General features: G+C 67.1%; 13 protein-coding genes. 6 read left to right on the top strand and 7 right to left on the bottom strand.

What is annotated here, in order from left to right; translation table 11 throughout:
• The first annotated feature begins 1 nt into the window (after nt 1).
• From PQB87_RS18945 to PQB87_RS18935, 3 genes are all read left to right on the top strand, one after another.
• Nucleotides 2-1,090, top strand: a complete 1,089-nt coding sequence (locus PQB87_RS18945; protein WP_489243490.1) for a FecCD family ABC transporter permease — start codon at nt 2-4, stop codon at nt 1,088-1,090.
• Between the two features lie 19 nt (nt 1,091-1,109).
• Nucleotides 1,110-1,931, top strand: coding sequence for a heme ABC transporter ATP-binding protein (locus PQB87_RS18940; protein WP_059684077.1), 822 nt, complete (start codon nt 1,110-1,112; stop codon nt 1,929-1,931).
• A 126-nt stretch (nt 1,932-2,057) separates the two neighbouring features.
• Entirely contained in the window at nt 2,058-2,441 is a 384-nt protein-coding gene (locus PQB87_RS18935; protein ID WP_489243489.1) for a VOC family protein, read from the top strand.
• A gap of 21 nt (nt 2,442-2,462) precedes the next feature.
• Here the strand turns inward: PQB87_RS18935 and PQB87_RS18930 are convergent, their stop codons facing one another.
• Both PQB87_RS18930 and PQB87_RS18925 read right to left on the bottom strand, forming a co-directional pair.
• On the bottom strand, nt 2,463-3,074 hold the full coding sequence (locus PQB87_RS18930; RefSeq protein ID WP_048023500.1) for a trimeric intracellular cation channel family protein: 612 nt from the start codon (nt 3,072-3,074) through the stop codon (nt 2,463-2,465).
• An 8-nt stretch (nt 3,075-3,082) separates the two neighbouring features.
• On the bottom strand, nt 3,083-5,203 hold the full coding sequence (locus PQB87_RS18925) for a penicillin-binding protein 1A (protein WP_489243488.1): 2,121 nt from the start codon (nt 5,201-5,203) through the stop codon (nt 3,083-3,085).
• 236 nt (nt 5,204-5,439) lie between these two features.
• On the opposite strand from PQB87_RS18925, the gene PQB87_RS18920 reads away from it, so the two are divergent.
• The gene (locus tag PQB87_RS18920) at nt 5,440-6,234 is read left to right on the top strand and encodes an aminoglycoside phosphotransferase family protein (RefSeq protein WP_489243487.1); all 795 of its coding nucleotides are present in this window, start codon (nt 5,440-5,442) and stop codon (nt 6,232-6,234) included.
• A 47-nt stretch (nt 6,235-6,281) separates the two neighbouring features.
• Complete coding sequence (locus tag PQB87_RS18915) at nt 6,282-6,758, top strand: VOC family protein (RefSeq protein WP_489243486.1); 477 nt, start codon at nt 6,282-6,284, stop codon at nt 6,756-6,758.
• Nucleotides 6,759-6,932: 174 nt separating this feature from the next.
• Here PQB87_RS18915 and PQB87_RS18910 read toward each other — a convergent pair whose 3' ends face one another.
• The 3 genes from PQB87_RS18910 to PQB87_RS18900 are packed head-to-tail and all read right to left on the bottom strand — an operon-like array spanning nt 6,933 to nt 9,752.
• Entirely contained in the window at nt 6,933-7,928 is a 996-nt protein-coding gene (locus PQB87_RS18910) for an NAD(P)H-quinone oxidoreductase (RefSeq protein ID WP_489243485.1), read from the bottom strand.
• Nucleotides 7,925-8,302 carry a carboxymuconolactone decarboxylase family protein gene (locus PQB87_RS18905; protein ID WP_021164021.1) on the bottom strand — a complete coding sequence of 126 codons (378 nt, stop codon included), beginning with the start codon at nt 8,300-8,302 and terminating at the stop codon, nt 7,925-7,927. The genes PQB87_RS18910 and PQB87_RS18905 overlap by 4 nt, the downstream gene beginning before the upstream one ends.
• A 13-nt stretch (nt 8,303-8,315) precedes the next feature.
• Nucleotides 8,316-9,752 carry an NAD-dependent succinate-semialdehyde dehydrogenase gene (locus PQB87_RS18900; RefSeq protein ID WP_489243484.1) on the bottom strand — a complete coding sequence of 479 codons (1,437 nt, stop codon included), beginning with the start codon at nt 9,750-9,752 and terminating at the stop codon, nt 8,316-8,318.
• A 376-nt stretch (nt 9,753-10,128) separates the two neighbouring features.
• Here PQB87_RS18900 and PQB87_RS18895 point away from each other — a divergent pair, with 376 nt between their 5' ends.
• Nucleotides 10,129-11,064 carry a LysR family transcriptional regulator gene (locus PQB87_RS18895; RefSeq protein ID WP_059487527.1) on the top strand — a complete coding sequence of 312 codons (936 nt, stop codon included), beginning with the start codon at nt 10,129-10,131 and terminating at the stop codon, nt 11,062-11,064.
• Between the two features lie 459 nt (nt 11,065-11,523).
• Here the strand turns inward: PQB87_RS18895 and PQB87_RS18890 are convergent, their stop codons facing one another.
• Together PQB87_RS18890 and PQB87_RS18885 are read right to left on the bottom strand one after the other, a co-directional pair.
• A complete protein-coding gene (locus tag PQB87_RS18890) occupies nt 11,524-12,360 on the bottom strand; it encodes a bifunctional allantoicase/(S)-ureidoglycine aminohydrolase (RefSeq protein WP_048023509.1) in 837 nt (278 codons plus the stop codon).
• A 913-nt stretch (nt 12,361-13,273) separates the two neighbouring features.
• Complete coding sequence (locus tag PQB87_RS18885) at nt 13,274-13,711, bottom strand: hypothetical protein (RefSeq protein WP_027790397.1); 438 nt, start codon at nt 13,709-13,711, stop codon at nt 13,274-13,276.
• Nucleotides 13,712-13,931: the final 220 nt, after the last annotated feature.

Here is a 13,931-nt window from a genome sequence, read left to right as displayed (position 1 = left end):
GATGCCCGCTCATGCTTCGCCCTTCCCCGCCCCGTCGCCCGCGTCACGCTCCGGCGCCGCGCGCATGGGCACGTCGCGCCGCTTCGCGCCGTTCGCGCTGGCCGCGCTCGCCGTTCTCGTGTGCGTGATGTCCGTCGTCGCGCTGTGCGTCGGCGCATACCGCATTCCGCTCACGGAAGCCTGGGCCGCGCTGACCGGCGACGCCGCCGCGCAGCAGGCGCGCGCGGTGCTGCTCGACATCCGCGCGCCGCGCGTCGCGCTCGCACTGCTGGTCGGCGGCGGCTTCGGCGCGGCCGGCGCCGCGATGCAGGCACTGTTCCGCAACCCGCTCGCCGATCCGGGGCTCGTCGGCGTGTCGAGCGGCGCGGCACTCGGCGCGACCACGATGATCGTGCTCGGCCCCGCGCTGTTCGCCGCACACGCAAGTGCCGCCGCGTTGCCCGTCGCCGCGTTCGCGGGCGCGCTCGCGGTCGCCGCGCTCGTCTACCGGCTCGCCGCGTCGCGCGGCCGGCTCGCGTTGCCGCTGCTGCTGCTCGCCGGCATCGCGATCAATGCGCTGGCCGGCGCGGCGATCGGGCTGCTCACGTTCGTCGCCGACGATGCGCAGTTGCGCTCGCTGACCTTCTGGAGCCTCGGCAGCCTCGGCGGCGCGCAATGGTCCGCGCTGGCGGCCGTCGCGCCGTGCGTCGCGATCGGCTGCGTGCTGCTCGCACGCGATCGCGACGCGCTGAACGCGCTGCAGCTCGGCGAAACCGAGGCGCTGCACCTCGGCGTGCCCGTTCAGCGGCTGAAGCGGCGCGTGCTCGTCGCGGTCGCGCTCGCGGTCGGCGCGTTGGTATCGTGCGCCGGCATCATCGGCTTCATCGGGCTCGTCGCGCCGCATTGCGTGCGCCTCGCGTGCGGCCCCGACCAGCGCGTCGTGCTGCCCGGCGCCGCGCTGCTCGGCGCGTTGCTGACGCTCGCCGCCGATCTCGCCGCGCGCACGGTCGCGGCGCCAGCCGAAATTCCGCTCGGCGTGCTGACCGCGCTGCTCGGCGCACCGTTCTTTCTCGCGCTGCTGTGGAAAAGCCGCGGCGCGCTCGGCGGGTAACCCTTTCTTCACGACGACCATGCTGACCGCTCACCATCTCGACGTCGCGCGCCGCCACAACGCCATCCTCCGCGACCTGTCGCTGTCGATCGAACCGGGCCGCGTGACCGCACTGCTCGGCCGCAACGGCGCGGGCAAGAGCACGCTGCTGAAGACCTTCGCCGGCGAACTGACCGGCAGCGTCGCGCCGAACGGCGTGCGCGTGACCGGCGACGTCACGCTGAACGGCGAACCGCTCGCGCGCATCGACGCGCCGCGCCTCGCGTGCCTGCGCGCGGTGCTGCCGCAGGCCGCGCAACCGGCCTTTCCGTTCAGCGTCGACGAAATCGTGCTGCTCGGCCGCTATCCGCATGCGCGGCGCAGCGGCGCGACGTCGCATCACGATCGCGACATCGCGTGGCGCGCGCTCGAACGCGCGGGCGCCGACGCGCTCGTCGGCCGCGACGTCACGACGCTGTCGGGCGGCGAACTCGCGCGCGTGCAGTTCGCGCGCGTGCTCGCGCAGCTATGGCCGGACGACGACGCAACGGAGAGCGGCCCGCGCTACCTGCTGCTCGACGAACCGACCGCCGCGCTCGACCTCGCGCACCAGCACCGGCTGCTCGACACCGTGCGCTCGGTCGCGCGCGAATGGCGGCTCGGCGTGCTCGCGATCGTCCACGATCCGAACCTCGCCGCGCGGCACGCGGATACGATCGCGATGCTCGCCGACGGCACGATCGTCGCGCACGGCACGCCGCGCGACGTGATGACGCCCGCGCATATCGCGCAGTGCTACGGGTTTTCCGTGAAGATGGTGGAAACCGGCGACGGTGCGCCGCCGGTCATGGTTCCGGCATGATGCCGCGGGCGCATGCGGGGCGGCCGCTTCCCGATTGTCTCCCGGTTGTCTCCCGGCCTTCGATCGGCGCGCCCGACTTTCAGGCAATCTCATTCGCGCTTCGCGCATCCCCTTCGAGGAGACCCCGTGCCGCTTCCGATGACCCGCATCATCCTGTACGTCCAGGACGTCACGCTGCTGAAGGCGTTCTATCAACGCCATTTCGATCTGCCTGTCATCGAGGAAATCGACGGTGAATGGGCGGTGCTCGACGCGGGCGCGATCGAACTCGCCCTGCATCTGGCGGGCCCGGCGTTCCGCCACGCGGCCGCGCCGTCGAATGCGAACCCGGCGACGAACAACGTGAAGCTCGTCTTCCGGATCGACGCCGACATCGGCGCGCATCGCGACCGCCTCGCGCGCGACGGCGTCACCGTGCGCGACGTCAAGCGCTTCGACGGATTCCCGTACCGGCTGCTCGACGGCATCGATCCGGAAGGCAATGTCTTCCAGGTGATGCAGCCGGACTGAACGCCGCCGCGCTGCCGCGCGTCAATGCCCGACGTCGGCCGCGCCGAAGGTCCGCATCTTCCACCCGAGCCGCACGGCCAGCATCCGCATCGAGAAGCCGGCCGCGAGCGCGACCACGGTCGCCGCGCCCGCATCGACGTCGAGATGCTGCATCCCGACGTACAACGCGCCCGTCACGAATGCGACGCTCGCGTACAGCTCTTCGCGCAGGATCAGCGGCATCTCGTTGCACAGCAGGTCGCGCAGCATCCCGCCGCACACGCCGGTGATCGCGCCGGCCAGCACGACGATGATCGGCGCGGCGCCGGTCGACGCGCCGATGTCGCAGCCGATGATCGTGAACGCGGCGAGGCCGATCGCGTCGACGGTGACGAACAGCGTCTTCATTCGCGCGACATGCCGGGCGGCCCACGATGCGACGGTTGCCGCGGCGAGCGTGATCACCAGGTACTCGGGATGCGCGATCCAGCCGAGCGGATAGTGGCCGAGCAGCACGTCGCGCACGGTGCCGCCGCCGAGCGCCGTCACCGCGCCGACGAGCGCGAGCCCGAAGCGGTCCATCCCGCGCCGCATGCCCATCAGCGCACCCGACATCGCTTCCGCGACGATCGCAATCAGATAAAGCGTATGCATGGTGCGCGTCAGTCGTCGGTACGGAACAGGTCGAGCACGCGTTCGCGCTCGGCCGCGTCGACGGCCGCGGGCATCGGCTCGTCGGGTTTGCCGCTGCCGGCCGGCGCATCGGAGGCGTCCTGTGCCGCCGCGCCGCCGCAGGCGAAGCGGCTGCGGATGTACGGCGGCACGTCGGCCGTGCACGTGCCGCGCGTGTATTCGGCGTAGACGAAATCGCCGTCGACGAGCGCAACGTCCTGCGGCGGCGTCGCATCGACCGGCGTGCGTCCGTCGACGGCCGTCTTCATGTAGTCGAGCCAGACCGGCAGCGCCAGCGTCGCGCCGGTCGCGCGCCCCATCGGGCGCGGCGTGTCGTAGCCGAGCCACGCGACCGCGACGATGCCCGACGAGTAGCCGGCGAACCACACATCCTTCGACCCGTTCGACGTGCCCGTCTTCCCGGCCGCGTCGTCGCGGCGCAGCGCGAGCGCGCCGCGCGCGGTGCCGGCCTTCACGACGTCGCGCAGCATGCTGTCCATCAAGAACGCGTTACGCGCCGACACGACGCGCGCACCTTCCGGCGTCGTGGCCTCGTACATCGCGCCGCCGTGGCGCTGCTTCACCGACAGGATCAGGCGCGGCTCCATCCGCGTCCCGCCGTTCGCGAACACGCTGTACGCGCTCGCGAGTTCGAGCGGCGTCACCGCGCCCGCGCCGAGCGCGAGCGGCAGCGACGCCGGATTGCGCTGCGCGTCGAAGCCGAAATGCACCGCGTGCTGCTGCACGTAGCGCGCGTCGGTGGCCTGCATCAGGCTGACCGCGACCAGGTTCTTCGAGCGCACGAGCCCGCGCCGCACCGGGATGAAACCCTCGTAGCGGTTGCCGAAATTGCGCGGACGCCACGGCCGCGCGCCGGTTTCCTCATGGGTGAGCGTGCGCTGCGTATCGTCGACGAGCACCCCCGGGAAGTAGCCCTTCTCCAGCGCGGCCGAATAGACGAACGGCTTGAAGCTCGAACCCGGCTGGCGATACGCCTGCAGCGCATGGTCGAACACGTTGCGATTGAAATCCGCGCCGCCGACGAGCGCGAGCATGTCGCCGGTGGCCGCATCGAGCGACACGAGCGCGCCTTCGAGCCCGTTGCGCGCATCGCGCTTCGCGCCCGGCTGCCGGCTCAGCTGACGCTGGAGCGCGGCTTCGGCCGCGCGCTGGTCGCGCATCGAGATCGTCGTCGTCACGTCGAGGCCGAGCGTATAGGCGTCGTCGTGAAAACGCTCGACCATCATCCGGCGCGCGCGTTCGGCGACGTACGGCGCGGCGACGATCCCGGGCGGCGGCGTGGTCGCCAGCGCGATCGGCGCGTCGACGGCCGCACGGTACGTCGCGTCGTCGAGCTGGCCGAGTGCATGCATCCGCCCGAGCACGTAATTGCGCCGCGCGGTCGCGCGCGCCGGATTGACGACCGGGTTGAACGCCGACGGCGCCTTCGGCAGCCCCGCGAGCACGGCCGCCTCGCCCGCGTTCAGCGCGTCGAGCGGCTTGCCGAAATACACGTTCGCCGCCGCCGCGAAACCGTATGCGCGCTCACCCAGGTAGATCTCGTTCATGTACAGCTCGAGCAGCTTGTCCTTGCTGTATTCGCGTTCGAGCTTGGCCGCCATCAGGATCTCGGCGAGCTTGCGGCTCAGCACCTTGTCGCGCGTCAGGTAGAAGTTGCGCGCGACCTGCATCGTGATCGTGCTGCCGCCCTGCCCCGGCTGCCCCGTCACGACGTTCGCGAACGTCGCACGCGCGAGGCCGCCGACATCCACCGCGCCGTGCTGATAGAACTTCGCGTCCTCGGCCGCGAGCAGCGCGTGCCGCATCAGCGGCGGGATGCGTTCGAGCGGCACGAACTCGCGCCGCTCGACGCCGTATTCGGCGAGCAGGTCGCCGTCGCGCGAGAAGATCCGCAGCGGCAGCGCGGGACGATAGACGGCGAGGTGCTCGACGGACGGCAGCTGCGTCCAGATGCGATTGATCGTCCATGCGCCGACGCCCGCGCACGCGAGCGTCAGGCCCAGCAGCGCGCCCGCGAGCGTGCGCCATGCGCGACGGCGGCGCGGCAGCGGCACGGGCGGCGGCGGAGGGGATGCGGTGTGGTCGGTCATGTCGGGCTCCTTCTTCGATGCTGCGACGGCCGGCGCGCGATATGCACCGACCGTCACGAAAGGCGCGCATTGTCGAAGGGATCGCGCGAAACCGGAACATTCTTTAGCCAAAGTTTGGCTGGCTAAATTTTATTTAGGAAAGTGTGTCGGGCCGCTCACGTCGAACATGCGGGCACGTCGAGCGCGGCCGGGAGAACCGCGCTGCGCGCGATCCGTTTCGCCTGTAGCATCGTGTGATGTTCGATCGATACCTCGGCCTGTGGGGCCTCGTACCCGACGGCGCCCCGATCCTGACCGCGAGCGGCGGCCTGTTGCCCGTTCTCTGGCAGGCGCGGCCCGCGATGCTGAAGGTCGCCACCTGCGACGAAGAGCGGCGCGGCAACGCGCTGATGACGTGGTGGAACGGGCACGGCGCGGCGCAGGTGTGGCAGCACGACAGCGACGCGATCCTGCTCGAGCGCGCGCAGCCCGCGCCGTCGCTGGCCCAATTGTCCGCATCGGGTCACGACGACGACACGATGCGCATCGCATGCAGCGTCGTCGACCGGCTGCACGCGCATCGCGCGCGGGAGCCGGTTTCGGTCGTGCCGCTGCGCGACTGGTTCCGTTCGCTGCTGTCGGACGACATCGGCAACGACGTGCTGCATTGCTCGGCAACGATCGCGCGCGAGCTGCTGGCCGGGCCGCCCGTCGACGAAGTCGTCCTGCACGGCGACATCCATCACGACAACATTCTTCATTTCGGCGATCGCGGCTGGCTCGCGATCGACCCGAAAGGGCTGCGCGGCGATCGTGCGTTCGACTATGCGAACCTGTTCTGCAATCCCGCGCACGAGATCGCGGCCGATCCGGCGCGCTTCACGCAACGCGTCGTGTGCGTGGCCGATGCCGCGCGACTCGATCGCCGTCGGCTCCTGCAGTGGATTCTCGCGTGGGCGGGCCTGTCGGCCGTGTGGCTGATGGAGGACGACCTGCTGCCCGACACGCGGTTGCAGGTTGCGCAACTCGCGGCAATCGCGCTCGGGCTGTAGCGATACGCACCGACCATGAAAACGGGGCCTGTAACGTACGCGCGCTGATGGACGGTCACGCCCGGCGCATCATGCTCAAGCTTCAATCACTGCATGAGCCAGGCCGACGCTGCCGCGAGCCAATTATTTTGGCGTCTGGTACATTCGATTCGCATCCATTTCCGGGACACGTCATGAAACTTCGGACCGTGTATTTGAAGGTGAGTGATATGGAGACGTCCACTTCTTTCTGGGAGCGGCTACTTGGATACGAACCGCTCAAGCGGTCCGGCAAGTGGACCGAATTCATGATCGGCACAAACAGACTGGGCCTTTTGTTAAACGATTTCGGAGACGAGATAAAAGGTAGCGGCTCCGTCCCTGTCTTTGAGTTCGAAGAAAAGGCGCTTCACGAATTCGTGAAGCGGGCAACAGAAAACGGAGCCTCCATCGTGATGGACGGATTGAAGATCGAGTCCATGAAAAGCATTGTATTGAGCAGCCCCGACGGACACGAGTTCGAGCTTTGCATGTGCCGCGACTAGCCCGCGGCTTTCCACTTCATCGCACGTCCTGCGAACGACCGCTTGGCGGCGACGAAGGGCTGTTGCAAGAGTTGCGACGCATGTCGCTCGCACACGCTGGCCGAGCAACCGCTTCGCTCCGCTCACCTGCCCAACGGCTTCACGCACTGGCATGCGACACGAGCAAACGCCACGTCACACGTTTTCGCTCATCGTCAGGATGATCTTGCCGACGTTCACGGCCGACTCCATCCGTCGATGGGCAGCCGCGGCATCGGCGAGAGGAAACACGCTGTCGACGACCGGTTCCAGGCCGGCCCCTCCCGCAAAGCGGTCCAGCCAATGTTCGCGGAACCGCCGGACCATCGCGTGTTTCTCGCGCTGGTCGCGCGACTTCATCACCGTGCCGATGATTTGCAGATGACGGTACAGGATCTGCTCGAGGCCCACGCTCACATCACCGCCGCCGCCGAGTATGCCGACCTGCACCAGCCGGCCGCCGTTTGCCAATGACGCGACATTCCGGGAAAAATACGGCGCGCCCACGAAGTCGATAACGACATCGACGCCGCGTTTGTCTGTCCTGCTTGCGACGACTTCCGAAAAATCCTGCGTCTTGTAGTCGATCGCATGGTCCACCCCCAGTTGAACGATCCGTTCCAGCTTCGAAGCTTCGGCGGTTGCGAATATCGTCGCGCCGGTTGCGTAGGCCAGCTGGACTGCTGCGGAACCCACTCCGCCCGCCGCCGCGTGAACCAGCACCGAATCGCCATGCTGCAACCGGCCAAGATGCAACAACGCTTCGTGCGCAGTGACGAAGACTTCCGGTATCGCAGCCGCGTGCACGTAGTCGATCGTTGCGGGAATGGGCATCGCCATTCTCCAGTCGATGCGCGCCAGTTCTGCATAGGCCCCGCCGCCCACTACGCCCATGACACGATCGCCGACCTTGTAACCCTGAACGGAAGGTCCGGTCTCGATCACCTCGCCGGCGATTTCGAGCCCCATGATCGTCGAGTCGCCGAAGTTCGGCCGGCCGTATCCTCCTCGCCGATGCGTAAGATCCGCGCGATTCACGCCTGCGGCATGGACGCGCACCAGCAGATCGTCGGGACGAACTTCGGGAGCCTGGACCTCGGCGAGCTGGAGAACCTCGGCCTCGCCGAATTCGCTGAATGTGATGGCTTTCATTTCACACCTTCCTGCGTCGTGGATGAATGGCCGGCGACATCGTCGGACCGAGGTTGCGCGCCAAGCGTTGCCTGCGCCGCGGCGGATGCCGAGATCGCCGCGGGAAACCCCGCATAGAACGCGAGGTGAGTGATGGCCGCCGACAGCTCTTCCCGCGTGACACCGTTCGTCACGGCACGACGCAGGTGCGCCGGCAACTCGTCGAGATGGCCGCCCGCGATCAGCGCGGCGACGGTCACGAGGCTGCGGTCGCGCGGCGACAGCGCCGGGTCGTTCCAGATGCGCGGATAGAGCGTGTCGTCGACGAATGCCGAGAGCGTCGGCGTAAAGGCGCGTGCGGCTTCCCGCGGGCTGCTGAAATCTGCATGAGACATGTCGGTGCTCCTTTTAAACCTGGCTGATGAATTTGCGTGTCAGGTAATACTCGATGCCCTCGGCGCCGCCTTCCGAACCATGGCCGCTTTCCTTCATGCCGCCAAACGGGAGTTCGGTCGAGACGATGCGGTACTGGTTGATGCCGATCATGCCGGCTTCGAGACCGTCTGCCACATCGATGGCCGTGCGCGCACTGCTCGTGAACGCGTAGGCGGAGAGCCCGTACGGCAACCGGTTCGCTTCGGCGAGCCCATCGGCGAGCGCATCGAAGCGCATCAGCACCGCGATCGGGCCGAACGGCTCTTCGTGCATCACGCGCGCGTCCTTCGGTACGTCGGCCAGCACCGTGGGCTCGAAGAAGTACCCTTCGCCCTCGATGCGCTTTCCGCCGGCGAGAACCGTTGCGCCACGTTCCACCGCATCGGCGATGAGTTCCTCCATCTTGGCGAGCTGGCGCGGATTGGCCAGCGGCCCGACCTGCGTGCCCGCATCCATGCCGTTCCCGACCTTGAGCGCGTTGGCGGCACGCACGAAGTGCCCGACGAACTCGTCGTAGACTTCGCGCTGGATCAGGAAGCGCGTCGACGAGATGCAGATCTGGCCCGTCCCGCGAAAGCGATTCGCCGCGCCTTCGACCGCGGCCTTCTCGACATCCGCATCGTCGAATACGAGGACGGGCCCGTGGCCGCCCAGCTCCAGCGTGATGGGTTTGACGCCTTCGGCTGCGCGCGCCGACAGCAGACGGCCGATCGGCACCGAGCCCGTGAACGTCACCTTCCGGATGACCGGGGAAGCGATCAGGTGCTTCGACACCTCGTCGGGCACGCCGAACACGACTTGAAGCACGCCCTTCGGCAAACCGGCGTCATCCAGTGCGCGTGCCAGCGCGAGCGCCGTTGCGGGGCTTTCCTCGCCGGGTTTGATGATGACGCTGCATCCGGCGGCGAGTGCGGCGGACAGCTTGCGCGCCGGGGTAATCGCAGGAAAATTCCACGGCGTGAATGCGGCGACAGGCCCGATCGCCTGTTTCTTCACGAGCTGTTGCACACCCGGGCGGTTGGACGGCACCACGCGGCCGTCGATGCGACGCGCCTCTTCGGCGAACCATTCGAAATAGTCGGCCGCACGCAGGACTTCGTCGCGGCTTTCCGCCAGCGGTTTGCCTTCCTCGAGCGTCATGACGGTAGCGATATGCTCGGCGCGCTCGCGCATCAGTTCCGCCCCGCGCTTGAGGATGCGCGCGCGTTCGGCCGGCACGGTGTTGCGCCAGACGTCGAACGCCTGTGCGGCGACCTGCAGGGCGCGATCCAGGTCGGCTGCCGTCGCCAGCGGCACGCGTCCGATCTCGATTTGCGTGGCGGGATTGATCACCGGCGCCGTTTCGCGTTCGCTCGCGCCGATCCATTCGCCGTTGATGAAAAGGTGAAGTGCGTCGTAACTGATGTCCATGGTATTGCCTTCTATGGTTAGGAATACGATTTAATATGTGTTCGCCGCGAGCCGGATAGGGGAACCTGCGCCACACCGTGTCGGGATGATCCGCCGTGTCGGGCCGAGCTCGGGTTTCAAACGTCCGTGTTCTGACTGCCTGACTTCGGGACCCAGTCTAGGGGTGAAGCCGGCGGCAACTTAGAGGGGCCGGAAAGAATGAATCTTGTCTGGGGAGAGAAAATCCCCTGCCGACATGAAGGCATATTGAAAGGATGCGCAAAAACGACACGCTCTTGCGCGCTGACTGCATGGAACAGGCGCGCGCTCTATGATCACTGGCTCGCGCGGGCCGAAACGCAGCGATTCGACGAAAAATTCAAAACCAGGGTGCGTAATGGACAAGGTTCACACCATGTCGGTGTTTGCGAAAGTGGTCGAGATGGGCAGTTTCACGGCTGTCGCAAACCACCTCGATACGACGGTCGGCAACATTTCCCGAGCGGTCTCGGTACTCGAGGACAATCTCAATACGCGGTTGCTGCAGCGCTCGACGCGACGGCTCGTGGTCACCGATGCGGGGCGACGTTTTTACGAGCGCAGCGTTGCGATCCTGTCGGACATCGAGCGGGCAGAAGCGGAAGCCCGCGATGCGCTCCTCGAGCCGCGCGGTGTATTACGCGTGCACGCGGTTCCCGGATTGGGCCGTCGACTGGTTTCGCAAGCCGTGCTGGCCTATCGAAGCGCATACCCGGAAGTATCGGTCGATCTCATGCTGTCGCAGCGAATGCCGAATCTGCTGGAAGAGCAGCTCGACGTGGCGATCGTGATTGCGCGCACCCTGCCGGACTCGGCGTATGTGAGCCAGAAGATCGGTGCAAGCCATTGCGTTCTGGCGGCATCGCCCGATTATCTGGCACGGCATCCGGCTCCCGAATGTGTGGAAGATCTCGCCGATCACACGTGTGTGCTCCTCAGCACGGTCGATTACGCACCCGACGAGTGGCATCTGCAAGGCAGGGCCGGTGACGCGGTGTATCGTCCGACGGGATCGTACTTCGGTGTCAACGACATGGATGCCATGTCCACTGTGCTGCAGGAAGGCGCCGGAATCGGGCTGATCGCCGCATTCTCGGCAATCGACGATTTGCGTAAAGGATCGCTCGTTCGTGTCCTGCCTCAATTCCACACCGCTCAGCGCAACGTGTATGCGATGTATTCGTCCCGTCAGTTCGTCGACGCGAAAATCAAACGGTTCATCGATGTACTGAAGGTGCGGGTAGGTGACCAGTTGAATGCGTATGCGGAGGAGCTCGCCATCACGGTCTCATGAGCCACTTCGCTGTCGGCATGGGTATCCGGTTTCGCGGTGCCGCCCTCCTCGCATTGAGCGTATGCGGTTGTGACACTGCCAATACGTCGGATCGACGAATCAGCATACCGTGCCGCTCGTGCCGGACTCGATGTGTCACGACCGGTTCCAGATCCATTGCAGCCGTTCGCCGACGTTCCGCCAACGGCGTATGCGGCAATGCGCTGGCCGTTGGTGTCCTGACAGCGTTGGGCAACGCGTACCCGCATACGAGTGGTTACCGTATCCCCAACGGGCGCAATTTCAGGCCTCCTGGCGCTTGCGGCCTCATGTCTCTTCGACGACCGCGCGCGACGCCTTCGCACGGTGCGGGTTCGGGTTGTCGTACAGCTTGTCCGCCGACGTTCTGCCCCACGAAGCGCCCGAAAAAAAACCGCCGGCTTGCACCGGCGGCCTTTCGTGTCCGACTTGCGCGGCGCTTCAGCGCGCCGGATTCAGCGTCAGGTTCATGTGACGGTTCACGTCTTTGTACAGCAGGTAGCGGAAGCGGCCAGGGCCACCCGAATAGCATGCCTGCGGGCAGAACGCGCGCAGCCACATGAAATCGCCCGCTTCGACCTCGACCCAGTCCTGGTTCAGGCGATAGACGGCCTTGCCTTCGAGCACGTACAGCCCGTGCTCCATCACGTGCGTTTCAGCGAACGGAATCACGCCGCCCGGTTCGAACGTCACGATGTTCACGTGCATGTCGTGGCGCATGTCGCTCATGTCGACGAAGCGCGTCGTCACCCATGCGCCGTTGGTACCCGGCATCGGGATCGGTTCGACGTCCTGCTCGTTGGTCACGAATGCTTCCGGCAGCGGAATGCCGTCGACGGCCTGGTAATGCTTGCGCACCCAGTGGAAACGCACCGCGGCATCGCTGACGTTGTGCAGCGTCCAGTCGGCGCCCGGCGGAATGAACGCGTAGCCGCCCGGCTTCAGCACGTGCTTCGTGCCCTGCAGCGTCAGCTCGGCTTCGCCTTCGACGACGAACAGCACGGCTTCGGCGTTCTTGTCCTGCTCGGGCTTGTCGCTGCCGCCGCCCGGGTTCACTTCGACGATGTACTGCGAGAAGGTTTCCGCGAACCCCGACAGCGGGCGGGCGATCACCCACAGGCGCGTGTTCGTCCAGAACGGCAGCCAGCTCGTGACGATGTCGCGCATCACACCCTTCGGGATCACCGCGTACGCCTCGGTGAACATCGCGCGATCGGTCAGCAGATCGGTCTGCGGCGGGTGGCCGCCGTGCGGCGCGTAATACGTTGTCTTAGACATAGTGCATCCAGGCAATGGGTTGGTCCGGCCCCGGGCGCCAACGGCATCGGGCGACACGCATGCGCGTGGGGCACGCATGCGGCGGCGGGACATCGTTGCCGGGGTGGCTTGAAGGCGCATGCGCCTTCGTTCGGTCGGCCAGGCTTCGCGACGGGTTCGTCCGGTTCATCGGACGCAGCGGCCCATGCTTGTGGGGCCGGCGGCCGGGCCGTGGCGCTCGCGTTCATGCGGCGAGGCGCGGCCGGCGGCACGGTTCGACGCCGTACGCGAGCATCGCCGACGATAGCGAAGTCGTTCGCAATCGACCAATTAAATGTTGCGATGGATTCCATTCGATTTCCCACTACCTGCCGGCACCCGCGATACGCGGTGACGGAGCGCGGCGCGACGGTCTGGCTATCCGGGAAATCCTGACGGGTGGGGCCGTGCGAACGCACGTCGGCAGCGCTGGAGGCGCGGGTACGCAACTGCGGTCACGCCGGTCGCGCACGCGGGTCGCGATACATCCGGTTACGCAGATTGGCGTGCGCCGAAGCGTGCAAGGCTGCGAGCCGCTCCGCACCGATCATGAGCCGTCGTCGGACCGGAACGGGGCAACGGGGCAGAACGGGGCAGAACGGGGATCGAACGGGGGGCGAACGGGGGGCGAACGGAACGCCAAGGATGTCGACGCTGCACGGACGCATTCCGTCGCGAGAGGCGGTGTAGCCGGAAAACGGAGAAATGCTGCGAGGAGGGGAAACCGGCTGGCCCGTCGATCGGGCATCCGGCCGCGGCTGGTGAAGCCGGAAAGTGTTCGCCGGTCTAACCGGCGATGGCGGCCCGGCAGGCCGCCGGGCCGAATCTCGCGTCGGAAGCCGACGCCGTCTACGCGCCGGTGCGCGGTTCGCGCACCGTGCCGCGCGGGCGGCGATCAGTCCCAGTCGCGGTGGTGACGATGCTTGCGGTGGCGATAACCACGATCGCCATGATCGCGCTCGTACGAGCTGCGCGACATGTTGCCGCCGAGCGCCGCGCCGGCGCCGCCGCCGACCGCCGCACCCAGCAGGCCGCCCGTGCGGCCGCCCATCGCGTTGCCTGCCGCGGTGCCTGCGCCGCCGCCGAGGGCGCCGCCGATGATCGCGCCGGTGCGCTCGCGACGGTTCGACGTCACCGCGCCGCCTGCGCCGCCGCCGATGGCGCCGCCGATCACCGAGCCCGTGCTGCCGCCGAGCGCACCGCCGACCGCTGCGCCGGCTACCCCGCCGAGCGCGCCGCCAAGCGCGTTGTTCATGTCACCTGCCAGGGCCGGCAGCGCAGTCGCGCCGGTCAGCGCGGCGACGACGAGAGCGGGGGCGATTTTCTTCCACATTCCCGTATTCTTCCTTGTTCGCAATCTGGTTATCGAAGGTCCGCTCGGTACGACGATCTGAACCGATCGGCGTCGGATCCGGCATTGTGCCGAACCGCGGATCAATTCATTTCAATGAGCTTGCGGCGAAGAATAGCACCGGTCCCGCATCCTTGCCGTCGACATTCTGGTAACAAGTTGTTTACGAATTGGCGCCCCCGAACACCCGCACCAGAATGCC

It is taken from the genome of Burkholderia sp. KL41, assembly GCF_057005415.2.
Note: the sequence above shows the minus strand (reverse complement) of the source record. Positions and strands in the feature narration are given on the sequence as shown.

Excerpts from the sequence above, each read along its gene's own strand:
- PQB87_RS18940 (WP_059684077.1), top strand. The coding sequence starts at position 1,110 with ATGCTGACCGCTCACCATCTCGACGTCGCGCGCCGCCACAACGCCATC.
- PQB87_RS18895 (WP_059487527.1), top strand. The coding sequence starts at position 10,129 with ATGGACAAGGTTCACACCATGTCGGTGTTTGCGAAAGTGGTCGAGATG.
- PQB87_RS18900 (WP_489243484.1), bottom strand. The coding sequence starts at position 9,752 with ATGGACATCAGTTACGACGCACTTCACCTTTTCATCAACGGCGAATGG.
- PQB87_RS18930 (WP_048023500.1), bottom strand. The coding sequence starts at position 3,074 with ATGCATACGCTTTATCTGATTGCGATCGTCGCGGAAGCGATGTCGGGT.
- PQB87_RS18885 (WP_027790397.1), bottom strand. The coding sequence starts at position 13,711 with ATGTGGAAGAAAATCGCCCCCGCTCTCGTCGTCGCCGCGCTGACCGGC.
- PQB87_RS18890 (WP_048023509.1), bottom strand. The coding sequence starts at position 12,360 with ATGTCTAAGACAACGTATTACGCGCCGCACGGCGGCCACCCGCCGCAG.
- PQB87_RS18910 (WP_489243485.1), bottom strand. The coding sequence starts at position 7,928 with ATGAAAGCCATCACATTCAGCGAATTCGGCGAGGCCGAGGTTCTCCAG.
- PQB87_RS18920 (WP_489243487.1), top strand. The coding sequence starts at position 5,440 with ATGTTCGATCGATACCTCGGCCTGTGGGGCCTCGTACCCGACGGCGCC.
- PQB87_RS18945 (WP_489243490.1), top strand. The coding sequence starts at position 2 with ATGCCCGCTCATGCTTCGCCCTTCCCCGCCCCGTCGCCCGCGTCACGC.
- PQB87_RS18915 (WP_489243486.1), top strand. The coding sequence starts at position 6,282 with ATGGACGGTCACGCCCGGCGCATCATGCTCAAGCTTCAATCACTGCAT.
- PQB87_RS18905 (WP_021164021.1), bottom strand. The coding sequence starts at position 8,302 with ATGTCTCATGCAGATTTCAGCAGCCCGCGGGAAGCCGCACGCGCCTTT.
- PQB87_RS18925 (WP_489243488.1), bottom strand. The coding sequence starts at position 5,203 with ATGACCGACCACACCGCATCCCCTCCGCCGCCGCCCGTGCCGCTGCCG.